The following is a 22,110-nucleotide window of genomic DNA, read 5'->3' as shown; positions in this document are numbered from 1 at the left end:
ATTTCAGAACGGCGATAATCTGATGTTCAGTAAATCGGGCTTTACGCATAGCGATCTCCTCAGGATACATATCAGTATGGATGAAGATCTCTGAAAGTGAATGGGACTTTTTTCCGGGATACTTACACTTCTTCTCGTGTTGCGTAGATCTTTCGCTTAATTCTTTCCTGTGTCACTCAGAACCTCGGCTGACGTTTAGTCTTAAAGACCAAGCTTATTTATTAACCAATCATAAAAAAATTACTAAAACGAACAGTTTAGATATAGAATATCCTTGATTTTACTTAAGGAGCTATACTTTATGCAAGATAATAACTTGTTTGATAAGGATTTTTCTAGTTTTAATGCTTTTAATTTTATATCTTGGGTTGCAGTTATTGGTGGTGTTATAGTTTATCTAGCAGGGCTTTGGCGCTCTGAAATGCAGTTGAATGAAAAAGGATATTATTTCGCAATACTATTGCTAGGGCTATTTTCTTCAATATCCATACAAAAAACAGTTAGAGATAAGATTGATAATATTCCAACAACTCAATCTTATTATATTGCATGTATCGTCGCTTTTTTTGCTTCTATTGCTTTGATGGTTATAGGGTTAATTAACGCAGATATGCTTCCTAGCGAAAAAGGATTTTATGGAATTGCATTTTTCTTATGTTTATTTGGCTCTATTGCTGTACAAAAAAACATTAGGGATTCAGAAATAACGAATCCTAAAAAAAGAGACAGTAGACCCCCATTAGCTAATAACGATGATTAGTTTAAAAAGCCAGCGGAATGCTGGCTTTTTAATATCGCACTGCCTGATAAAAACCAACGATGTCACTCCAATTATTCTCATTCAGGAATAGATAATTTACCTTAAGTGTACGATACTGTTTTCCATTTCCAATGGACAGGATCTGTATATGAGAGCGTTTGCTTTAGCTTTTTCCATTCTTCCACTCTTTATTTTAGGGTGCTCGCCTGACGATAAACCAAGAGAAAAAATTGCTTATGTTGGAGCGAATTTATTGGGGTATAACCATGTCGCTGACACGAATATCAATTGGTTTTCAGTCAATGGCTATCGGGGTCGAACCGGAGGATTTACGTGCTGCATCATGCTACCTGAAATATGGCAACCCAATATGCAGGTCAATATCAAGTGGGAAGTGGACCCTAACCCTTTTCCTATCGATTTACCTGAATACAGTGATCCGAATTATCGCGATTATATGAAAAAACACGAAGCCAATTACCGGCAATATCAGACTACCGTGACTATCCCGGAATATGACGATTCTTGTGGATTGCAAGTCCACTTCTTACCGTGCCAACAAGTGAAAGTCACCGCGACGTGCCATGGCATTGAGCATCCAGACCACCCAATTAAAGACCCCTTTGACCAACCGGAGCCTGCTCAATGTCCTCAATGATTATCGCCCCTAAAAAAGACCAAATTTCAACTCAAAGGGTTCTATCGCATTAACGCGCAGTGACGGCAAAGAGTCACGGTTGACCATTCTGTTTATTCAATTAGGGTTAGCTATTGTTAATTTATTAACAACTAATATCAAAATGTATGATAATGATCTAAACTTATAATATAAAAAAAGAAAGGAGAAATTATGTACAATACAATTTTAGTTCCGATCGATGTAACCGAAGACGCGCTCACCAATTTGTTAGTTCCTCATGTCAACTCACTACAGAAATTGAACAATGCATCAGTGCATTTCCTTGCTGTAACAGCACCTATTTCCAATTATTTACGCTACGGTGGGACTATTTTACCGGGAGATTTCCCCGATGATGAAAAACAAGCAGAGATTATTTTGGCTGAATTAAAAGAAAAAATTAAACTATTCTCAATTCCGACGGATAAAGTACATGCAAAAGCGAGTGTAGGCTCAGTTAAAGATGAAATTTTAGCAACAGCAGAAGAAATAAATGCTGATATTATTCTACTAGGCTCACGCCGCCCAAGCATGTCGACCTACTTATTAGGCTCTAATGCTGCATCAGTAGTGCGTTATGCTAAAACAAGCGTTTTAGTGGTTAGGTAATAAAAACTAGAGCATATTTACAGTAAAATAGACTAATTTTACCAATTAAACGCTTAAGCTTAATGATTGTTACAAAAATCAATAAAGCCATACATTTTACTAGGCTATTTTTGTGGCTATTTCGGGTAGATTAGAGACTCATAAACATTTACGTGATTTTCACGCCCTGCTTTTAGCAGGGTTTTTTTATAAGCTTAAAGACACTCGCTACGCCTCAAGCGAAAACGCTGAAATGGAATTCCATCAAAATCTACCACTGCTTCTGGTATAAACCCATAGCGAAAAATTGCGGCTAATTTAGTTCTAGTTAACGGTAAATGGATAGTTATCGATGTCAGTTTCATCGTCTCAAAAGCTTCACTGATAATCTTTTTGGCTGCACTTTGTCCTATTCCCCAATAATCAGGATGCAACACTAAAGCCAGATCAGCATCTCCGGCTTCATTTTGTAACCCTCCCCATCCAGCAAATTGGCCATTGACCCTAAATGCCCATACTCCGTACCCATATTGTTCCCAATGTTGCTCTTTTCCCGCCACCCAAGCCTGACAGAATTCTTCATCAAATGGCTGGTTCCCCAAAGGCATGTGTTTTAGTACAAGTGGGTGTGTATTAAGAGCAATAATATCCGCCGTACAAATGTGACTTAATCGCGTAAATTCAATCAGCATGGTTATCCGTATTTCAGCAATAAAAAATCATGATCCACTCCGTAAAATGGACCATGAGTATAACAATTAATAAATTACTGCTCTAGCGCTGTCGTCATGACTTTTTGAAAGTCTTTCCATGAACAATAACCATTTTTATCGATTGGGCAACCTTTTAACTCTAAGGTGACGTGTTTTGGTGGTGTTTTCATCGATAAGTATGCATTTTCTCTCAGTTGATCCGCAGTTTGATAAACATACTCTACTTTCATGAAACCTTTATTGGCGCGTTTGTCTGTCCAACGTTGGAAAACCAGTTTCCCGCCTATTGGCGTATGCTCATACTGCTGGGGTAACTGGTAAGGTTTGAAATCCATCGCAGACATCAGCGAGGCAATATTAGAGTCATGACCCACTAAGAAAATAAATTTCGCTGTTTCACCTTTACCTACGGATACAAAGCCCTTATCAATATAATTCAATATTGGATGAGCGACATTCTTAGCAATCACTTTTGGTGTAAAAAGGGTTTCTTGGTAGGCATTTTTCAGTGTGTTGAGTTTCTGCCATTTTTCTGGTGAATCCACCAACCCCCAAGCCACATCATTAGCAGGGAAACCTTCATAATATTGCAGGTCAATAGCGTCTACCGCTGAATTGGCAATTTTAAGAGGACCACTGACACCAGGTTCTTTATCGGCTTCAATAATGAAACTATTTTTTTGATTGTCTAGATTGCACAGTTTATCAGTCTTACATTTTTGAGAATCTTTAATATTAAGTATATTATCTAATTCTTCATAACCCGCTTTAAGAGATAAACCGTTTAAATAAGCCCCCATCGCAGCCAAGGCTTTTTCTTTAAACTCAGGAGAGCCATTGGTTATGATTGGATTAAAAACGGGGTCCATTTTACCAATTTCAGGTTGGTGATGAATGCTCACTTTACAACCGGGAAATGCACCCGCGGCAAAGAATTGAGCCGTTGCAATAGTTCTTTGTAAACTATTAGTATAAATATAAACATCTTCATTACTGGTTGGGCATAACTCGTCAGTTAATAGCTTATTCTGATCTATCCATTCTCTAAAATAGTGCCCCATATACACTTCTAAGGCGCCACCTTTAGTTGTTAGATAACCACTTTTCGCATCCCATTCAGGCCATTTTTTATCAGTGACCTCGGTTAAAATACCCGTATTAACGATAGGAGTTCGTAAGTTATGGCGGCTAAGAACTAAGACTTGGTCTAAAACCATATCCGCTTTATTGTCAGTACTGCCCAATGCTGGTGCAATAGGTGTTAATAATGCAGCGGATAAACATAGTGTTAGCAAATTGCATTTCATTAAGATACCTCTACCCAATCAATATAAAAAGTGAAAAACCATCTGTATTTAATTCAGATATCTATCCTTCATGTTTCTGATTACGACTAGTTTCATAATGAAGTAATGCACTTTTTTTTCTGCGATAAATATCTCAAAAACGGTCTTAAATTAAACTTTAGATAATTTATTGATGTAAATTAGGATTGTATAAATACAACGTAAAATATAATCATAGTTCAAGCTGGCATTTATGCTCTGAATAACAAACTAAAAGAATATAAGTAATGGATATCATTCAATTAGAATCCTCTCGCTTACAACTTCGTGGCTGGCAAGAAAAAGACCGCACTTCATTTTATCAGCTAAATAGCCATCCAACAGTCATGCGCTACTTTCCGTCTGTACTAGATAGACCACAATGTAACCATCTTTTAGACTCTATCATTGCTAAGTTTTCGGCTCAAGGGGGCTGGGGAGTATGGGCAGCAGAACTTAAATCCAGTGGAGAATTGATTGGTTTTATTGGTTTAAATATTCCCTCAGATACATTGCCATTTTCACCCTGCGTTGAACTCATTTGGCGATTAAAACCGGAATTTTGGCATCAAGGACTAGCAACTGAAGGGGCGAGTGCTGTGATAAAATTCGCATTTGAACAATTAAATATTCATGAATTAGTCGCCTTTACGGCAGTCCCCAATACACCATCAGAATCCGTAATGAAAAGGCTGGGGATGATAAAACAGCCAAATAACTTTTATCACCCTGCTCTACCTGATGGTCATTGGCTACAAGAACATGTGCTTTATAGAATCACTGCCAGTGATTGATTATTGGCAAATATCAATCCACGATGCTTTTGTCAGTTCCAACATTCGGTTTGGTGAAATACGCACTGCACTATTCACTGAGCCCGCAGCAGGTAACACTTCCGTATATTGCTGTAACGAAATATCACAATACACTGCCAATTCATGGGGGAGACCAAAAGGACAAACACCACCAATAGGGTGGCTAGTCCACTCTACCACTTCATCTGCACGTAGCATCCTCGCTTTTGAACCCAAAGCCTGCTTCACCTTTTGATTATCCAGACGAGCTTCTCCTGCACAAACCACCAGCACAATGTCATTTTTTACTTTCAATGACAACGTTTTAGCAATTTGATTAGGCTCAACCTTGTGAACTAACGCCGCTTGTTCGACCGTTGCTGTTGGGGTATCAGTTTCAATAATATCAATATCAGGGGCGTGCTGAGCCAAAAATTGTCTAACAGATTCAATACTCATTTATTTTCTCGTTATGGTTGCTTGTTAATTATTTTGTTGTGTTATCCCTATACCATAACCAAACTTAGCAACCCTGAAAATAAGCGATTTAGCCTAAATTCAAATAATAACGCGTGGTGAAGTTATAAGTGCTATTAAAAAGCCACCACATCTGCAAATAACAATGTGGTGGCTTAAGGCTAATCGGTTAAAAATAATAAATTATTTCTTATCTTTTGCTTCGGCTTGAGCCTCTTTCGCTTCGACATCACGGTACCAACGTGGGTGGTGTTTTCTCGCCCAACGGCGGCTAACTTTACCCTCAATCATACCGTTAATGGAACCTTTGACCCAAAATGCCATGTACATATGAATTAAAATGGCATGGATGAGTACAATGGCTGCTACCGCATGAATCAGTAAACCCCACCTCACCATCCACATTGGGAACAGGTGCGCAAAGTAAGGGCGCCAAATAATAATGCCTGTTATTAAGAGCACAAAAATCAGGCTCATAATGCTCCAGAACATCATTTTTTGACCGGCATTATATTTGCCAACATCCGCCACTTCATGTTCATTGCCTTTTAGCACTTCTACAATATTTTTAATCCAAGGTAAGTCTTGCTTATCAGGAATATTGTGTTTCACAAAGCGCACAAACATAAACATCAGCACGACAAAAATCAGTACACCAAAGAATGGATGTAAAATTCGTCCCATTTGAGGCGTACCAAAAGTTTCCGTCAACCATTTGAGTGTTGGGAAAAATAAAGCGATACCAGACAAAGCAACTAAGAAGAAGCTGATGACTACCGTCCAGTGACAGGCACGGTCAATAAATTTTGTCCGCACAATCATTTTGCTTTTTTTACTCATGGTCATCTTTCTCCTCTTCATCACTCACTTCTTTATTCGGCCCAATACCCACATAGTGGAAAATCAGTCCGGCAAAGGTCGCGATAAACCCAACGACAGAGAGTGGTTTCAAGATGCCCTGCCACAGATTGATTGGCGTATCAATTTGTGGGTCTTTTGGCAGGCCATGATATAGCTGAGGTTTATCTGCATGGTGAAGTACATACACAACGTGTGTACCACCAACACCTTCAGGATCATAAATCCCTGCTTGTGCATAACCACGATTTTTCAATTTCGTGACACGCTCAGCCCCGTACTCCAACATTTCTTTCTTCGTACCAAAACGAATTGCACCTGTTGGACAAGTTTTCACGCAAGCGGGTTCTTGACCGACTGTCACCCTATCAACACACAAGGTACACTTGTATGCACGATTATCTTTCGGGTTTAATCGTGGAATGTTGAATGGGCAACCTGCGATACAATAGCCACAACCTATGCAGTTTTCTGATTGGAAATCCACAATGCCGTTGGCATACTGAATGATTGCGCCTGCCGATGGACAGGATTTTAAGCAACCAGGGTCAGTACAGTGCATACAGCCATCTTTACGGATCAACCATTCCAGTTTGCCCATTTCAGTGGTTTCACTAAAACGCATTACCGTCCAAGATTTTGCACTTAAGTCTGTAGGGTTGTCGTACACACCTACACAATGACCAACTTCATCACGGATATCATTCCACTCCGAACACGCCACCTGACAAGCCTTACAGCCGATACAGGATGACACGTCGATAAGCTTACAAACTTCAAGCTTATCATCACGAGCCTGAGGCGGAGGCGTAATGCTATTGGTCGCGGAACGATTAATAATGTCTTGAGATTGCATGGACATGTTCCCTCCCTTACGCCTTCTCAATGTTAACTAAGAATGCCTTATACTCAGGAGTCTGAGAGTTAGCATCGCCTACGGATGGCGTTAACGTATTGGTTATGAAGCCTTTTTGAGTCGCCCCCTCAAAGCCCCAGTGAATAGGTAGCCCTACTGTTTCAATTGGTTTTCCATCCACCATCAGCGTCTGTAATCGAGGAGTCACCACGGCAACCGCCTTAATGAAACCACGTTTACTGCTGACTTTAACTTTATCACCTAGCTCAATCCCTTTCGCCTTCGCTAATGTTTCGCTGATCTCAACAAATTGCTCAGGTTGAGCAATCGCGTTCAAGCGAGCATGCTTAGTCCAAGTGTGGAAATGCTCAGTTAAGCGATATGTGGTGCCGACATATGGGAAATCTTTGTGATCGCCAAGACGTTGTTTGTCTTCATCAAAAATTCGTGCCGCAGGGTTAGAGACCACATTTGGGTGTAATGGGTTCGTACCCAATGGCGTTTCAAATGGCTCATAGTGCTCAGGGAAAGGCCCCTCTGCCATCTTATCAATCGCAAATAAGCGGCCTAAACCTTCTGGCTGCATAATGAATGGCCCAGTGCCGACTTCTGGTGCTGATGCATTAAAGTCAGGAACATCATTACCCACCCATTTTTTACCATTCCATTCGATTAATACACGGTCTTTATTCCACGGCTTACCTTGGGTATCACATGATGCACGGTTATAAATAACACGACGGTTCAAAGGCCATGCCCAAGCCCAGCCAAGGGTGTTACCGATACCCGATGGGTCACTGTTGTCACGGTTAGCCATCTGGTTGCCTTTCTCTGTCCAACTCCCCGTATAAATCCAACAAGATGAGGCGGTCGTACCATCAGCACGCAACAAGGCAAACGAACTAAGCAGCTCGCCTTTTCTCGCTTGTAAATTACCATCGGCATCATAGAGATCAGCCAGCGCCATACCATTGTTTTCTTTGGCTACTTCTTCAGATTCAGGATGGAATTGCTGTTTATAATTCCATTTCATCTGCATAAGCGGAGCTTGGCCTTTACCACCTTCTTTCTCGTATAACTCGCGGATCTTATACAAGATACCTGTTAATATTTGACCATCATTGCGAGCTTCACCCGGCGCGTCAGCAGCTTGCCAGTGCCATTGTAACCAACGGCCTGAGTTGGCTATCGAACCATCTTCTTCCGCGAAACACGTGGATGGTAAACGGAACACTTCGGTTTGAATCGAAGCCGTATCAACGTCATTCATCTCACCATGATTTTGCCAGAAATTAGCCGTTTCAGTGACTAATGGGTCGACAACAATCAGGTATTTCAACTTGCTGAGGCAGCTAACCACTTTATTTTTATCTGGGAACGAGGCTACAGGGTTAAAACCTTGGCAAATGTAGCCCGTCACTTCATTACGGCTCATCATGTCAAAATACTTCATGACATCATAAGCTTGGTCCCATTTCGGTAACCAATCAAAGCCCCATTGGTTCTCAGCTTGTGCAGAATCACCATAGAAAGACTTCATAAGGCTCACGAAGAATTTCGGGTAGTTACTCCAAAAGTTCACTTGATTTGGTAATGTTGCTTTCGGGGTATTCGCTGATAAATAATGATCAATGCTCAGGTGTTTTTCTGATGGTAACGTCAAATAGCCTGGCAGACTGGTTGATAGTAAACCGAGGTCAGTTAAGCCTTGAATGTTTGAGTGCCCGCGTAACGCGTTCACACCACCACCAGCAACCCCCATATTACCTAGCAGTAACTGGATCATCGCCATCGTACGAATATTTTGAGCACCAACCGTATGTTGTGTCCAACCTAACGCATACAGGAAAGTCCCTGCTTTATCCGCAGCACTAGTGGTTGCTAATATTTCACAAACTTTTAAGAAATCAGCTTTTGGTGTTCCACAAATTTGTTCAACAATATCAGGCGTATAGCGTGATACGTGTTTGTGAAGTAAATTCCACACGCAACGTGGGTCTTGTAATGTGTCATCGCGTAATGCGTAACCATTTTCATCAAACTTATAGTTCCAACTGGTTTTGTCATAACTACGCTTATCTGCGTCATAACCACTAAATAAGCCATCGTTAAAATCAAAATCATCTCTAACAATCAATGATGCATTGGTATAGTTCTGAACATATTCAGCATTGATTTTTTGATTTTCAATCAGGTACAGCAAAACGCCCGATAAAAAGGTAATATCGGTACCTGAACGAATTGGTACATAATGATCAGCAACTGATGCGGTACGCGTAAAGCGTGGGTCTATGACAATCAGTGTGGCATCATTATTATTTTTCGCTTCAATTGCCCAGCGGAACCCAACAGGGTGTGCTTCCGCAGCATTACCGCCCATAACGACGACGACATCGGCATTTTTGATATCAACCCAGTGGTTGGTCATCGCACCGCGACCAAATGTTGGAGCAAGACTTGCTACCGTTGGTCCGTGTCAGACACGCGCTTGGTTATCAACCGCTAGCATTCCTAGCGATCTGGCGAATTTTTGTGTCAGCATTCCCGTTTCGTTACTGGCAGCTGATGCACAAAGCATCCCTGTTGATAACCAGCGGTTTACTGTTGTTCCTTCCGCATTTTTTTCGATGAAATTCGCATCGCGGTCATCTTTCATTAAGCGTGCAATGCGTGTGAAAGCATCATCCCAACTAATGCGCTCCCACTTATCAGAGCCTGGTGCTCTATATTCAGGATAACGTAAACGATTTTCGCTTTGGATATAATCGAGCAGACCAGCCCCTTTAGGGCATAAAGCACCGCGGTTTACCGGATGGTCTGAGTCACCTTCGACATGGAATATCGCGGATTTAGCATTCATGGCGCCATCGCCCATGCTATATATTAGTAATCCACAACCAACAGAACAGTAGGTACAAGTATTACGCGTCTCTTTAGAACGGAGTAATTTATATTCACGTACATTAGCTATTGCCATTCCAGGCATAAAACCTAACGCAGCTACAGTTGTACCTGCCATCCCGCCAGCACAGATTTTAAAAAACTTTCTGCGACTAACGTTCATTGCTACCTCTTTATATTTTTTGTATAAATCGGTGAGAGAATAGCAGCCTAATATGATTAGATATTGCCTAAAATCAATTAATGTGAAAATAAAAGTTTAATTAATATTAACTGAGTAGTTAAACATCAATTAAAATTACTACTAATAGAGTAATTATTGTTAAATTGATTTAGGACAATTGTTACATTTTGAAAAATCAGACTATTTTGACATTTTAGACAAGATTAAATTTAAGGTGAAATATATAAAATTTAACATTTGAGATAGTGTGAGTATAATTTAATTACCCAAAGGTAAACTAGCATATATTCCATTACCGCAAAACATACTTAAAGTATATTTATATAAATAATATGGCTCAGCTCCCTCTCTACTCGGTATTGGTTGTCCATTATTTGGTTATCTATCCCAGAATATTTCTGTTAAACATTTAAAATTCGCATGAAAAATAACACCAAATTAACTAATTTCACGTCCTTAATAATAAGAAAACATATGCAATTTTACTGCTCTACATATACTTCTATATCTCAGCGCCTTAGTATGAAACCTAGCCCCTCCTCCTTCAATAGTGACATCTCTAAAATATTCCCTAACCAATAATGACTTTGCTAATTTGAATATCAAAGAGAATACAATGTAATGATACTAACGAAAACAGCAATACTCTCAATAGACTTTTGCTAAAAAATCAATAATCTCTATGATTAATACTTTCTACTTTGAAAGCAGCCAACATTGAAACATTTCACTCAACCAATATTAATAATAGTAAAATTAAGATAATAAACTCTCATTAAGATAAACTTACGAAATAACACTCCGCTTCATGTACTCATTCTAATTTGTTAGCCTAAATACAACGTATTAATGAACAAATAAGGCAATACAGATGAAAATTCTTTTACTCAATGGCGGACAAACATTTGCCCACTCCGCAGGAAAGCTCAATCGAACTTTGCACGAAGTAGCTAAAACCAGCCTAAGTGAATTAGGGCACTCAATTCAAGAAACACATATTGAATCAGGCTACAATATCGAAGATGAAGTAAAAAAATTCATTTGGGCAGATACTATTATTTATCAAATGCCGAGTTGGTGGATGATGATGCCTTGGATGGTAAAAAAATACATGGATGACGTTTATACCTTCGGACACGGCCATTTGTATGTGAATGATGGTCGTACACGACAAGATCCAAATAAGCAGTATGGTACTGGCGGCCTACTTCACGGAAAAAAATATATGCTTTCGGTAACTTGGAATGCACCAATTGAAGCATTCGATGAGTTTGATAACTTCTTTGATGGCCGAGGAGTGGATGGTGTTTATTTTGCATTTCATAAATCACAACAATTCCTAGGGTTGAAAAAATATCCAACCTTTATGGTTAACGATGTCATTAAAGAACCTAACATTGAAAAATATATTCATGACTACCAAACTCATCTTATTCTCAATTTTAAATAATTAAGCAATAAGGAATGCTTATGCATTCCTTATTTATATAAACATAATTAACATTACGCAATTTTACTCATTACCTTTACATCCAATAAACTAACTTTATCCTTTATTTTATCAATAAAACCCTTTAAATGTGTAGTTTCATTATGTTTATCTAATGATTCTTGATTTTTCCATATTTCAAAAAACACAAATACATTCCGTTCTTTATTATCTTGATGTAATTCGTATTGAATACATCCTTCATCTCTATTACTTTCATCAACTATTGATTTAGCAGCAGACTTTACAAAATCAATTTCATTATCCTTTGAGATTATTGTTGCAATAACTCTTATTTCTGACATAGAAGCACCTTTAATTTTAAACAATAGTATCTACTACGTTAGTTATAACACAAAAAATTAGGCATTAGATTATATTTTATTACTTTAAAAAAATTTATTTTTAATAAAATTATCAATATGATGTGACTACTTTAGAGTATGGTGAAATTATATTTTATAATTGCACCATAGTTATTCTGATATTGATGAAATTATAGATTAAATCTCTTCTAATACCGAATCAATAAATTTTAATCGGTACTCATTAGGTCCGTGACTTACTCGATCACAGTTCATCCATTTACCATTTTTTAATCCAACCGCAGTCAGACAGTGAAAAATAGCATCACTCACCGGATCTCCCTCCTTAGTGATTAGCTCGGTTGGCTCTTCAGATGTTGTCACTATCGTTGTTTTATTAATATCTAATAGCGGTAATAGTTTTTTTTGCTCTTCATTGTAATACCAAGCAAAGCCATTGAGCATCACTTTATCAAAAAAACCCTTTAAAATAGCAGGCATTCCCATCCACCAGATAGGAAATATGACGATAACTTCTGAGCTATTTTTTAGCTTTTCTTGATATTGTCCAACGAGTGGGTCGATATAATCCCCCTTCGAATAGAGCGCAAGTTCTTCTTTCGTTAGAATGGGATTAAAGTTATCTTCATGTAAATCAATTAGTTGATACTTTTTCTTTTTCTCTAATAACCCTTTAGTAATATTATCAAGTATAAACTTGCAAAAGCTCCCTTCCCAAGGGTGCGCATATATAATTGTTACCATAAAATCCTATCCTTGTTGTAAATATGCATCATCTGATCATACTGTATAGTGTAACGCTTTATCATATATCTAAAATGATAAAGCTCAAATATATGAGGGCTTAGACTTAATGCTTTTTCACGGTTACGAATTTCAAGATGATATGAACTGACAAAACCAACCGGAGAAAAACTTAATAATAAATAATATTCTATTAGACATTAATTTCCATGAAAGCAAGCTTGCATCTTTATCTAATATAATGGTATTCATAGCCTTAATGGATTATCTTTTAACACTCACCTGTTACTGTCCACTCCCATCAATACTAAAAAAGGACATATGACCTCTTTTAGATATCCATTCTATGCCATACTCTCGCTTCATGAAAACGATACTGCGAGAGCAAACCATGAAAATAATCACTTCTCCTCAAAAATATGATGGCTTTATTGCTCAATACCAACTTGATAAAATCCTTCACTCCGAAACATTAAATTCCGCAAGACTGGTCAAAATACAAGCTTCAGAGTATTTAACATTACAAAACAGCAAGGCTTCATACTTATATTTCTTAGTAGACGGTAGATTACAGATTGAACGCTATGAACTAAATGGAAATAAAGTTATTTTTTCTTTTGAAAATACTTTTTCTGTCATTGGGGACTTAGAGTTATTTAATGATCCTGATAAAGAAAACCTAATCCATAGCACGATTCAAGCACTCTCGGATTGCTATTTACTTGCTTTACCATTATCCAGTATTCAACAAAATGAGCTTAACTCCCCCATTTTTTTACAATTTATTTGCCAACAGCTTAGTAAAAAACTCTATCATGCATCACAGTTACACTCTAATTCATCCTATGACGTTGAATATAAATTAAGGCGCTACCTAGCTTTTACATATAACCAATATGGTTCTGATTTTAAATTAGAAAATAGAGAGTCTATTGCGGCTATGCTAGGTGTCTCTGTGCGGCAATTAAATCGAACATTATCAAAATTGGCACAAGAAAATTTGATTAGGTACAAAGGAAAGCACGTAATAATTATTAACGCTGATGACCTACTTAATTATGACCAGTGAATATTCAAGGACTATATCCCCCACTCACAGATATCCATAATTTGTGTTTTGCATTAAGGTCGTCAGGTCTAAACTAGAATCTTAAGCATAACTAAATATTTATCCGTTTATTAATCGTGTTTTTGTTTGATTCCCCAAATAGAGTTTAATAATGATAGTTTTAATAGACTGCATTCAATATAACAATTCAACTGGTTCCTTTACTTTCAAATAAAGTGGTACTTTTATCAATCCACAATTAGCCTATATTAAAAACATATCCTATTTTTAAATGGAGCTATCAATGTCAATATACAATGAGTTTGGGCAGCCCGTAGGCAAAGCCATTCCTGATTGGTCACCTCGACCATTACCGCAACGGATTCAGTTATCTGGCCATTATTGCCGAATCGAGCCCCTAAACCTTTCACATGCTGAAAACTTATTTAGCGCCTATTCCCAATTCCCAGATACTCGTCATTGGACTTGGCTTACTGATGAAGCTCCACGTAATCTATCTGAATATCAAAGGTGGGTTGCTAAAGTTTCTGAGAAAAACGATCCATTATTTTTTGCTATTTTAGATAACCAGAAAAACACTGCAATCGGTGTATTTTCACTCATGAGAATCGATGCAAATAATGGTGTTATCGAAGTCGGTCATGTGCATTTCTCACCACTACTCAGTGGCACTATAATGGGCACAGAAGCCCATTGGCTACTTATGAGATATATTTTTGATACTTTAGGCTATCGACGCTACGAATGGAAATGTAATAGCTTAAACGCCCCCTCTCATCGCGCAGCCTTACGTTTAGGTTTTCAGTACGAAGGTCGGTTTAGAAATGCATTAGTCACAAAAGGAAGAAACCGTGATACCGACTGGTTCTCTATCATTGATAATGAATGGCCGGACATCAATGACGCTTTTATCGCTTGGTTGTCGCCATCGAACCATATCAATGACAAACAAATTAAGTCATTAGCACAAATAAGGAAAAACATCTTATTAGCCGAAATCTAGATATTCCCCATGATAGAGGGTTAATACTTGTCATTATTAAGAGTAAAAATCTGGCGCAATGACATCAATACGGCCAGTGCAAATAGCACTCCCACGTTGTAAAAACGTTGATGCCCATCTTGAGCTATTTACGGCATACACTAATGTTTTTAAACCAGCCTATTTAATTATTTATACCCTCTGATTATTCCGTAATTTATGGTTTAAATGAATAGAAATACTCGCTAGCTCCGTCGTTAATTCTAGTCAGCTATTACACGTCATTCATCAAACAATAAACCGCTTGGCAACTGAGGAACGGTTTGCTGCGCTGCCGCTAATGCCTCAATCAAAAATGGTGTATCTCAAGGCACAAGGTGAATCTAAAAAAACGACATATGAAAGTTCATTCATAGCTGTAAATAAAAAATAGGCATTTATTATTTAACAATAATTTCATTAAGTGATAAATATTACATCCATGAGTACTATTGACGAATATCATTATAATCGGGTGTTTTATCAAATATAGCCTTTGCAAATGGACACAACGGAGTAATTTTACGTCCTTCATCCCTCATCCGTTCAACCACTTTAGCCACCAATAATTTTGCAATTCCTTGCCCTCTTAAGCTTTCATCAACCAGTGTATGATCAATAATGGCTAAATCATCCCCTGTATAAACAAAAGTGATCTCTGCAAGGCGAATTTGCTTGTCATCAGACAAGATGAAAAAACTGTTGTGATCGGACTGAATATTCATCCTAACCACCTCTCCTTAAATTAAATTGTTTATTTAGAGTAAGTGACATAGGTTTAAAAGACAATCATGATTTATTGCTGGGAGATACAAAGACATTGAAGATAGCAATTTTTGTACAACTATCTACTTACTATTAATCAATTACCATTGAAGCATCATAGCGCCCGATAATAGTTAGATTGTGTTCTTCCTAAAAGGCCGTTATTCCATAGATACATCCAAACGACTTAAACTAGGCAAGTGATAGTAACAATAAAATTGACACTCAACTGAATGAGTATGATAATCATTTTCAAATATGATTTTGTCTTGGGAATAAAATGGAAAAGAAAAAAATTTATTTAGTCTATAGCCGAAGCCCAACGCTTGGAAGGATCACTTTCCCATGGGTTAATGGCTCCAGCTTTATTGCTCGCTTCCTTGATGGAAATACAGTTGATAGCTATATATCAGCCTTACAAAATGAAATAAGCAAAACAAATTTAGATTGGGAAATTCATCCTGATAATACAGAGTCAAATATAGAAAAATTAATTTCTCAAGATGCAAAACTACTTATCTGCGTTCCTGGCCTAAAGTTTCAATTTAACAGTGCTGGATTTGATAAAAATAATATTATCTACCTAAGCACAATGGAATACGCTAACAATGTAACCACCCCTGTTTTAAAGAAAATCAATGAAATAGAGAATACTCAGTAAGATACTCTGAAAAACTTTACAGGCTAGATAACTCTCCCCCTATATTTATCATGCTGATTTTAATGAATTTCTATCTCAGCATTAACCTTACTCGTACAGTTATCTGAGTGTTTTTATCACTAGAATATCTCAAAGTTACAACAATAGCGTTAAACATATAAAGTAAATTCTTTGTTTAACGCTGTATTTTGAAAAAATATTCGTTTTGGTCGTTTTAATGGCTAGAAAAATTACTGATAACTTCATATGTTAATGAATTTTCAGAGCTATCGATAATTTTTAATTTTACATTTTCATAAGAAATAATATTACTTTCTTTAAGGTTATACTGGATATTATTTCCAAACCCTTGATTTTCTATGCTTGAGCCTATTTTTCTATAGCTAATGTCTACTATCTGATTATTTATCCCATTAAAAATTAAAGCCTGCTCAAATGAATTGCCATCGGGATTACTCAATTTAAGATATTCAATTTGGGCTTTATCACTACAAACAGCAACATTTAAATCAGTCACAATGCAAATTTCATTCGCATTAGCTTCTTTTTTTATTAAAATTGAACTCCACGGTTGACCAAGAGCCTCAACAACGACAGAACCAGAGTCAATGGTTTGAGCTGGCATATAAAAATCACCTTTATCACTTGAACCAACCTTTTTAAATACACCAGGAATAATCTTATAAGCTAAATCTATTTGTATTGGGTTTAAAACCTTAATCGCACTCAGTTCGCTTATATCCCCTTCCCTGACTAAACTTTGACCTATGATTGCTCGATTCACACTCCCTACTTTAGGTTCGCTTATTCTATGTGAGTCTGGAGTATAATTATATTCAGTCACTGCACACCCAGATAATGTAAAAATACAACCCACTAAAACTAATAAATTTTTCATTTGATAAGACTCGCAAGATAAAACATATGTGAACATCAAAGTTTACATTTACAAACAAATTCCAACAAGTCACTATCTTCGTCTCTGCTAGTTGATAACCACTCATAGCGACCTGCTGCCGTGGCTTTTTTCCCTTTCTGGTAGGTCATATTGTGCTTTAATAAATGTGGATATTTTAATGAAGGAGCCTATCCACCTTTAAAATAAGTTATCGATATGAAACAAAAATTACCAAAGTCATATACTGAAAGTTGCAAGAATAAAGTGATTATCGCCCCCTAAATTTGATGAAGCAATTAGGAGTAGATGGTCAACTAATGACCTGACCGTGAAAAATATATTGATAATATTTTTCACGGTCATTTATTTTTAATCAACCTGAAACTTCGTTAACTTCCTGTAAACCAAATGAAGCCGCCCATTGTTATTACAGACAAAATCGTACTCCAAAATAGGGTTGATGCCATTTCTTGTTCACCTGTTTTATATTCCACCGCAAAAATAACCGCGATTGATGCTGTAGGAATTGCTAAGGTAACAGAAACTAAACCGCGTTCAACATGAGGTATAGATAAAGCAATCATTATCATCAGAATAATTAATGGCAATAAAATATTCTTACTAAGTACGTTTATGATTACTGGAATAGAAAAACTGACTTTTTGTGCGTAAAGAACAGCGCCTACGGCAAATAATGCTACCCCACCCGTTGCTTGCCCTAATAAAATAAATGAACCTTTTAAGAACTTAGGCATATCCAAACCAATTAATAATAAAATAAAAGCAAGGATAGGTGCCCATACAACAGGTTGTATAATTGCATTTTTTATACTATTGGCAACAACTGAAACAGCGCTTTGTTTACTTGTTGACGTATCATTAATATCGGTTCCCACTAAAAAAACTAAAGCTAATGGAACCTGAATTAGATTCATTAATAAGCTGCCAACTGCAATTGCAATATCTGCATCAATAGGAAATAACACACCTAATACAGGAGTTCCAACAAAAGGTACTGCGGGGCCTGCAATAGCAATAGCTCGCAATGCGGCTAAACGCGCATTAGATCTGAAGATAAAGCGGGATATAAGAAAAACAGCAATGAACCCCACAACCATACCAACGAAGATCCACAAAAAAACATCAACATTACTGATTATCTCAGTTAATGGAGTGCTCAGAATTCCTGCAAATAGCAATAATGGTAATGCATATAGCATCACCATTTTGTTTAAAACAGTGGCTTGATCTTTATTAAAATCATGCCGAGACCCTGCAAAATATCCGAGTAAAAGCGTTACTACGATTGGCAATAGCGCAGTAATAATTGTATCTAACATCAGATATCCTCTTATTATTCGAAAAATAGGGCACAATAATATTAATTGCACCCTTTAATTTATTTAATTACAACAAAGGAGGTGTTGTTGGAATAATAGGAACTTCGATGACAGTAGGGACTGAACGAGAAAATGCTTCCTGACAGATTTGGTTGATTTCATTTAATGTTTCTGCATGTACACCAATACATCCGTAGCCTTTTGCCAAAGAAACAATATCTAAATCAGGTAAATCTAGACCCGGAACACCTGGAGAATCTTCTAATTTTGCAAAAGATTTCAAAATTGCATAATCACCATTACGTGGTACAACAAATAATATGGGCAATTTTAGCTGAGCAGCTGTCCATAAACCTTGAATTGAGTATTGTAGAGAACCGTCACCAATAATGGCGATAACAGGACGATTTCTACCGCTATCTCTTTCGGCTAATGCAATACCAATGCTCGCTGGTAAATTCCAGCCAAGGCTTCCACTAGCAAAAGTATAAAAAGAATCAGGCTTATCAATTGGCCATGCGGTATGCAACTCACCCAAGTTAGAGGGAGATTCTTCAACTAATACTGTATTTTCAGGTGTAAACTCACGCAAACCTTTAAACAGCTCTAATGCTGAAAGTTGTTCTCCTTCTTGCTGTTCAGCAGCAGGGTGAGGAGACATCCTGTGTGATTGTTGTGGTGTTTGAGGCGGTGTTGCAGTACGTTTTTGTACAAGATTAAGTAAGGCTTCTAGCGCCAAGACTGGGCTAGATAATAAACTGTCACCAACTGGTGCTCTTCCTGATTCATTAGGATCATCCGTAATATGTAATAACCGCAATCCCTCTGGAATGTACTCGCCAGCTACATATGGGTAATAACGGAAAATTGGTGCTCCAATGACAATAGCAACATCATAGCCTGCTAGTTTTTTTGATAATGGTTCAATGGCAAAAGGCAAACCTCCAGCATACAGAGGATGAGTTTCAGGGAATGATGGTACTTCAGATGCTGGTGCACAGAATACGTGGCAATTCAATTTCTCAGCTAATCGAATACCGACATCCCAACCTTGCCCACGAGCAATTCCAGCTCCATAAATAAGCGCTGGGTTTTTCGCCGTTGAGAGTAGATCTGCAAATTGAGAAATACGGGTAGGATCGGGTGCATATTGTGATGCGACACTCCGTACGACAGCATCACCTAACGCAGGTTTATCCCAATCGTCTAATGGAATAGATAAAAAGACAGGGCCAGCTGGTGGCTGTAACGCCATCGCATACGCTCGCATAAAAGCAGCAGGGACATCTTCAGCTCTGACAGGCTCGTAGCTCCATTTTATCCATGGCTTAGGCAACTCTGTAGGAGAAACGTTAGTTAGCCATGGCTCCATGAGTAACATTTCTCGTGTTTGGTTTCCAGCGGTAATAATTAATGGTGTTTTATTTTGTGCCGCAGTCATGATGTTACTCATTGAGTTACTTAAACCTGCGGAAGTATGAACGTTCACAATAGCGGGTTTGCGAGTTGCTTGAGCATAGCCATCGGCTGCGCCAACTGCTGATGATTCGTGCAATGTTTGCACGTAACGGAAATCCTCTGGGAAATTTTTTAAAAAAGTTTCTTCAGTTGAGCCTGGATTACCAAATAAAGTAGTTAATTCAAGCTGGCGTAATAAATCAAATGTAACATCACGAATCGTTTTTCCTTTCATACTGTACTAATTCCTTAATATAAGTCAAAAAAGTTAGTAGTGGTCATGTCGATTTCAGGATAATTAAAAACAAAAACGTATAGATTATTGCTATTCATCTGAATTGATATGTATCTAATAATTATAATACTAAATATAGAAAATGTAATGAATTTATCATGGTTATATATTGATGCTTTTAATATTTACCAATATATATTCATTCGTTATTTGAATTAAACTGGTTTAAATTACTATTTATAGTTATTTTTATGACGCACACTAGTTAATGTTTTTACGAATTAACATGATACCAACTGTCTGGCGTTCTAAGAGTTAGCCAACCCGTTGCGTCACCAGTCTACAGAGTGCTGCTTTTTTGATATGTATAGGAATAAGCTAACAACGATTCTACTCACTTAACAATGGATGACATGATGATATTATGTTTTTATTCAAACAGTTATCAAAACGCGAATTAGCATCTGCTCATCCCAATAGAACGATAACCATTGTGATAACACGATGTATAATCTTTCGCTAAGTAATCTAGACAATCCTGTAAATTCGCTAATTACTGAAATTATTCACTCTCATTAATATTGAGTACATGAAACGTGTTTTTCGTAACGCCTTGTTGATATTGAGTATTATACGTGTAATGTTGCATTTTCAATATGATACTTCCCTCGTACTCGTTTAAGGAAGTGTTGACGTATTATTACATTCATTATTTTATTATCAATTTCTTATAATATAAATTAATGGAGTATATAATAAATCACGCCATTGATTAATCATTTTGATTTAGTTTATTCATTAGTGCCATTATACAATCATCTTAATTAGAACTTAATTAATGCTATTAGATGGCCATCTTAATTAGATACTTATTATAATGTAATTATCAACAGTCTATAAATTAGAACCAGACATATAATCTGTATTAATAACAGATATAATCATTAATATATTTAATACTATACAAACACTATTAAACTTAACGACCAGATAAAAACAAAAGTCATAGAACTTTACTAACTAACAAAAACGTCAAAATGTTAATAGTTTCACTCCTATATTAGTGTTAGTTGTTTTTTCCAAAAAATCGCCTGTCACAGTGCTACCATAGTAGAAATATCGGGTATAATAAGGGGCTTTCCGCCCTACGAGATAGCCTCCTCTTGAGACTATCTCGCTCACATAGTCAATAAATGTTCATGCCTTCGGCGCTATTGGCACTGCGTATTCCCTGTGCGGTGGTTAATTGCCCCATTCGCAACAAGCAATTTTTGCATGTCAATATACCCACGCTCACACGCATAGCTCAACGCACTTTGATTAAATGACCCCACCTGATTATCTTTTGCCGTCGTCACTACATTTAAATCAACCTGCTGACTAATAAAATATTTCACGATATCAATACGATTATTGCTAGCAGCAATCATGACAAGTGTCTCTCCATCATCTTCATATGATGAATCCTGAATATCGAATTTTCCCTCTAACGCCTTTTGGAGTTTTTTAACCACATTCACATTCTTACCTAACGATGCTGATTTAAGGGCATTATAGACATCACCATTATCTGTAGCCCAAAGGTTCGCTTTTTGTGCTATCAAGTAGTCCACCATGTCTTCATAACCGATAAAAGCCGCCCAACCCAGTGCCGTTTGTCCTAAATTAGCATTATCTTTAGCTTCAATATCTTGACCTTGCTCAATCTGCATTTTGACCGCATCTAAATCGCCTTGTTTGACGGCATCAAACCATTTTGCATCAGGCCCTTCTGAAGGCTTTTCATAAAAAATACGATGAGGCAACTTGTTTTTATTCGCGATATCAACCATCTCCATATAGTCCAAACGAAACTGTTGATAACCCTCTGGATTTTTCTCATTCAGTATTTTTGCATTACTCACCGATGTAAATAATACCAATGACAATGCCAACCCAAGTGTTTTAAAACGCATCATTGACTCCTGAT

Annotated in this window: 21 protein-coding genes; 8 read left to right on the top strand and 13 right to left on the bottom strand. The window is 37.3% G+C overall.

The window, feature by feature from the left end:
• Window positions 1-301: 301 nt before the first annotated feature.
• The 3 genes from yiaA to ACLPIE_RS07755 all read left to right on the top strand — a co-directional run bounded on the left by yiaA (window position 302) and on the right by ACLPIE_RS07755 (window position 2,048).
• Window positions 302-760, top strand: a complete 459-nt coding sequence (gene yiaA, locus ACLPIE_RS07765; protein WP_430260947.1) for an inner membrane protein YiaA — start codon at window positions 302-304, stop codon at window positions 758-760.
• 148 nt (window positions 761-908) lie between these two features.
• The gene (locus ACLPIE_RS07760) at window positions 909-1,418 is read left to right on the top strand and encodes a DUF3304 domain-containing protein (protein ID WP_430260946.1); all 510 of its coding nucleotides are present in this window, start codon (window positions 909-911) and stop codon (window positions 1,416-1,418) included.
• Window positions 1,419-1,610: 192 nt separating this feature from the next.
• Complete coding sequence (locus ACLPIE_RS07755) at window positions 1,611-2,048, top strand: universal stress protein (RefSeq protein WP_430260945.1); 438 nt, start codon at window positions 1,611-1,613, stop codon at window positions 2,046-2,048.
• Window positions 2,049-2,242: 194 nt separating this feature from the next.
• Here the strand turns inward: ACLPIE_RS07755 and ACLPIE_RS07750 are convergent, their stop codons facing one another.
• Together ACLPIE_RS07750 and agp are read right to left on the bottom strand one after the other, a co-directional pair.
• Window positions 2,243-2,719 carry a GNAT family N-acetyltransferase gene (locus ACLPIE_RS07750; RefSeq protein WP_430260944.1) on the bottom strand — a complete coding sequence of 159 codons (477 nt, stop codon included), beginning with the start codon at window positions 2,717-2,719 and terminating at the stop codon, window positions 2,243-2,245.
• Window positions 2,720-2,793: 74 nt separating this feature from the next.
• The gene (agp, locus tag ACLPIE_RS07745) at window positions 2,794-4,047 is read right to left on the bottom strand and encodes a bifunctional glucose-1-phosphatase/inositol phosphatase (RefSeq protein ID WP_430260943.1); all 1,254 of its coding nucleotides are present in this window, start codon (window positions 4,045-4,047) and stop codon (window positions 2,794-2,796) included.
• Between the two features lie 266 nt (window positions 4,048-4,313).
• On the opposite strand from agp, the gene ACLPIE_RS07740 reads away from it, so the two are divergent.
• The gene (locus ACLPIE_RS07740; RefSeq protein WP_430260942.1) at window positions 4,314-4,859 is read left to right on the top strand and encodes a GNAT family N-acetyltransferase; all 546 of its coding nucleotides are present in this window, start codon (window positions 4,314-4,316) and stop codon (window positions 4,857-4,859) included.
• On the opposite strand, the gene ACLPIE_RS07735 is transcribed toward ACLPIE_RS07740, so the two are convergent.
• The 4 genes from ACLPIE_RS07735 to fdnG all read right to left on the bottom strand — a co-directional run bounded on the left by ACLPIE_RS07735 (window position 4,860) and on the right by fdnG (window position 10,114).
• Window positions 4,860-5,318, bottom strand: a complete 459-nt coding sequence (locus ACLPIE_RS07735; RefSeq protein ID WP_430260941.1) for a YbaK/EbsC family protein — start codon at window positions 5,316-5,318, stop codon at window positions 4,860-4,862.
• A 201-nt stretch (window positions 5,319-5,519) separates the two neighbouring features.
• A complete protein-coding gene (fdnI, locus tag ACLPIE_RS07730; RefSeq protein ID WP_430260940.1) occupies window positions 5,520-6,176 on the bottom strand; it encodes a formate dehydrogenase-N subunit gamma in 657 nt (218 codons plus the stop codon).
• Window positions 6,169-7,056, bottom strand: a complete 888-nt coding sequence (gene fdxH, locus ACLPIE_RS07725) for a formate dehydrogenase subunit beta (protein WP_430260939.1) — start codon at window positions 7,054-7,056, stop codon at window positions 6,169-6,171. Before fdxH ends, fdnI begins: the two co-directional genes overlap by 8 nt.
• 10 nt (window positions 7,057-7,066) lie before the next feature.
• A complete protein-coding gene (gene fdnG, locus ACLPIE_RS07720; protein WP_430260938.1) occupies window positions 7,067-10,114 on the bottom strand; it encodes a formate dehydrogenase-N subunit alpha in 3,048 nt (1,015 codons plus the stop codon).
• A gap of 892 nt (window positions 10,115-11,006) precedes the next feature.
• Between fdnG and ACLPIE_RS07715 the strand changes: the two genes are divergently transcribed.
• Window positions 11,007-11,585, top strand: coding sequence for an NAD(P)H-dependent oxidoreductase (locus ACLPIE_RS07715; protein WP_430260937.1), 579 nt, complete (start codon window positions 11,007-11,009; stop codon window positions 11,583-11,585).
• 53 nt (window positions 11,586-11,638) lie between these two features.
• On the opposite strand, the gene ACLPIE_RS07710 is transcribed toward ACLPIE_RS07715, so the two are convergent.
• Both ACLPIE_RS07710 and ACLPIE_RS07705 read right to left on the bottom strand, forming a co-directional pair.
• Entirely contained in the window at window positions 11,639-11,929 is a 291-nt protein-coding gene (locus ACLPIE_RS07710; protein ID WP_430260936.1) for a putative quinol monooxygenase, read from the bottom strand.
• Window positions 11,930-12,127: 198 nt separating this feature from the next.
• Window positions 12,128-12,694, bottom strand: coding sequence for an NAD(P)H-dependent oxidoreductase (locus tag ACLPIE_RS07705; RefSeq protein WP_430260935.1), 567 nt, complete (start codon window positions 12,692-12,694; stop codon window positions 12,128-12,130).
• A 391-nt stretch (window positions 12,695-13,085) separates the two neighbouring features.
• Here ACLPIE_RS07705 and ACLPIE_RS07700 point away from each other — a divergent pair, with 391 nt between their 5' ends.
• Both ACLPIE_RS07700 and ACLPIE_RS07695 read left to right on the top strand, forming a co-directional pair.
• Window positions 13,086-13,763 carry a Crp/Fnr family transcriptional regulator gene (locus tag ACLPIE_RS07700; RefSeq protein ID WP_430260934.1) on the top strand — a complete coding sequence of 226 codons (678 nt, stop codon included), beginning with the start codon at window positions 13,086-13,088 and terminating at the stop codon, window positions 13,761-13,763.
• Between the two features lie 283 nt (window positions 13,764-14,046).
• Complete coding sequence (locus ACLPIE_RS07695) at window positions 14,047-14,766, top strand: GNAT family N-acetyltransferase (RefSeq protein WP_430260933.1); 720 nt, start codon at window positions 14,047-14,049, stop codon at window positions 14,764-14,766.
• A gap of 467 nt (window positions 14,767-15,233) precedes the next feature.
• Here ACLPIE_RS07695 and ACLPIE_RS07690 read toward each other — a convergent pair whose 3' ends face one another.
• Window positions 15,234-15,509: a GNAT family N-acetyltransferase gene (locus ACLPIE_RS07690; protein WP_430260932.1), complete on the bottom strand. Its 276-nt coding sequence runs from the start codon at window positions 15,507-15,509 to the stop codon at window positions 15,234-15,236.
• Window positions 15,510-15,829: 320 nt separating this feature from the next.
• Here ACLPIE_RS07690 and ACLPIE_RS07685 point away from each other — a divergent pair, with 320 nt between their 5' ends.
• The gene (locus ACLPIE_RS07685) at window positions 15,830-16,210 is read left to right on the top strand and encodes a nitrogen fixation protein NifS (protein WP_430260931.1); all 381 of its coding nucleotides are present in this window, start codon (window positions 15,830-15,832) and stop codon (window positions 16,208-16,210) included.
• Window positions 16,211-16,424: 214 nt separating this feature from the next.
• Here ACLPIE_RS07685 and ACLPIE_RS07680 read toward each other — a convergent pair whose 3' ends face one another.
• From ACLPIE_RS07680 to ACLPIE_RS07665, 4 genes are all read right to left on the bottom strand, one after another.
• Window positions 16,425-17,108, bottom strand: a complete 684-nt coding sequence (locus ACLPIE_RS07680; protein WP_430260930.1) for a hypothetical protein — start codon at window positions 17,106-17,108, stop codon at window positions 16,425-16,427.
• A gap of 389 nt (window positions 17,109-17,497) precedes the next feature.
• The gene (locus ACLPIE_RS07675) at window positions 17,498-18,448 is read right to left on the bottom strand and encodes an AEC family transporter (RefSeq protein WP_430260929.1); all 951 of its coding nucleotides are present in this window, start codon (window positions 18,446-18,448) and stop codon (window positions 17,498-17,500) included.
• 67 nt (window positions 18,449-18,515) lie between these two features.
• Window positions 18,516-20,141, bottom strand: a complete 1,626-nt coding sequence (gene mdlC, locus ACLPIE_RS07670; protein WP_430260928.1) for a benzoylformate decarboxylase — start codon at window positions 20,139-20,141, stop codon at window positions 18,516-18,518.
• Window positions 20,142-21,352: 1,211 nt separating this feature from the next.
• Window positions 21,353-22,096: an ankyrin repeat domain-containing protein gene (locus ACLPIE_RS07665; RefSeq protein WP_430260927.1), complete on the bottom strand. Its 744-nt coding sequence runs from the start codon at window positions 22,094-22,096 to the stop codon at window positions 21,353-21,355.
• Window positions 22,097-22,110 lie beyond the last annotated feature (14 nt).

This window comes from Providencia sp. Me31A (assembly GCF_050487165.1).
Taxonomy (GTDB): Bacteria; Pseudomonadota; Gammaproteobacteria; order Enterobacterales; family Enterobacteriaceae; genus Providencia.
The sequence above is the reverse complement of the archived record's forward strand: the minus strand, read 5'-3'. Positions and strand labels throughout refer to the sequence as shown.

Excerpts from the sequence above, each read along its gene's own strand:
- yiaA (WP_430260947.1), top strand. The coding sequence starts at position 302 with ATGCAAGATAATAACTTGTTTGATAAGGATTTTTCTAGTTTTAATGCT.
- ACLPIE_RS07760 (WP_430260946.1), top strand. The coding sequence starts at position 909 with ATGAGAGCGTTTGCTTTAGCTTTTTCCATTCTTCCACTCTTTATTTTA.
- ACLPIE_RS07755 (WP_430260945.1), top strand. The coding sequence starts at position 1,611 with ATGTACAATACAATTTTAGTTCCGATCGATGTAACCGAAGACGCGCTC.
- ACLPIE_RS07750 (WP_430260944.1), bottom strand. The coding sequence starts at position 2,719 with ATGCTGATTGAATTTACGCGATTAAGTCACATTTGTACGGCGGATATT.
- agp (WP_430260943.1), bottom strand. The coding sequence starts at position 4,047 with ATGAAATGCAATTTGCTAACACTATGTTTATCCGCTGCATTATTAACA.
- ACLPIE_RS07740 (WP_430260942.1), top strand. The coding sequence starts at position 4,314 with ATGGATATCATTCAATTAGAATCCTCTCGCTTACAACTTCGTGGCTGG.
- ACLPIE_RS07735 (WP_430260941.1), bottom strand. The coding sequence starts at position 5,318 with ATGAGTATTGAATCTGTTAGACAATTTTTGGCTCAGCACGCCCCTGAT.
- fdnI (WP_430260940.1), bottom strand. The coding sequence starts at position 6,176 with ATGAGTAAAAAAAGCAAAATGATTGTGCGGACAAAATTTATTGACCGT.
- fdxH (WP_430260939.1), bottom strand. The coding sequence starts at position 7,056 with ATGTCCATGCAATCTCAAGACATTATTAATCGTTCCGCGACCAATAGC.
- ACLPIE_RS07715 (WP_430260937.1), top strand. The coding sequence starts at position 11,007 with ATGAAAATTCTTTTACTCAATGGCGGACAAACATTTGCCCACTCCGCA.
- ACLPIE_RS07710 (WP_430260936.1), bottom strand. The coding sequence starts at position 11,929 with ATGTCAGAAATAAGAGTTATTGCAACAATAATCTCAAAGGATAATGAA.
- ACLPIE_RS07705 (WP_430260935.1), bottom strand. The coding sequence starts at position 12,694 with ATGGTAACAATTATATATGCGCACCCTTGGGAAGGGAGCTTTTGCAAG.
- ACLPIE_RS07700 (WP_430260934.1), top strand. The coding sequence starts at position 13,086 with ATGAAAATAATCACTTCTCCTCAAAAATATGATGGCTTTATTGCTCAA.
- ACLPIE_RS07695 (WP_430260933.1), top strand. The coding sequence starts at position 14,047 with ATGTCAATATACAATGAGTTTGGGCAGCCCGTAGGCAAAGCCATTCCT.
- ACLPIE_RS07690 (WP_430260932.1), bottom strand. The coding sequence starts at position 15,509 with ATGAATATTCAGTCCGATCACAACAGTTTTTTCATCTTGTCTGATGAC.
- ACLPIE_RS07685 (WP_430260931.1), top strand. The coding sequence starts at position 15,830 with ATGGAAAAGAAAAAAATTTATTTAGTCTATAGCCGAAGCCCAACGCTT.
- ACLPIE_RS07680 (WP_430260930.1), bottom strand. The coding sequence starts at position 17,108 with ATGAAAAATTTATTAGTTTTAGTGGGTTGTATTTTTACATTATCTGGG.
- ACLPIE_RS07675 (WP_430260929.1), bottom strand. The coding sequence starts at position 18,448 with ATGTTAGATACAATTATTACTGCGCTATTGCCAATCGTAGTAACGCTT.
- mdlC (WP_430260928.1), bottom strand. The coding sequence starts at position 20,141 with ATGAAAGGAAAAACGATTCGTGATGTTACATTTGATTTATTACGCCAG.
- ACLPIE_RS07665 (WP_430260927.1), bottom strand. The coding sequence starts at position 22,096 with ATGCGTTTTAAAACACTTGGGTTGGCATTGTCATTGGTATTATTTACA.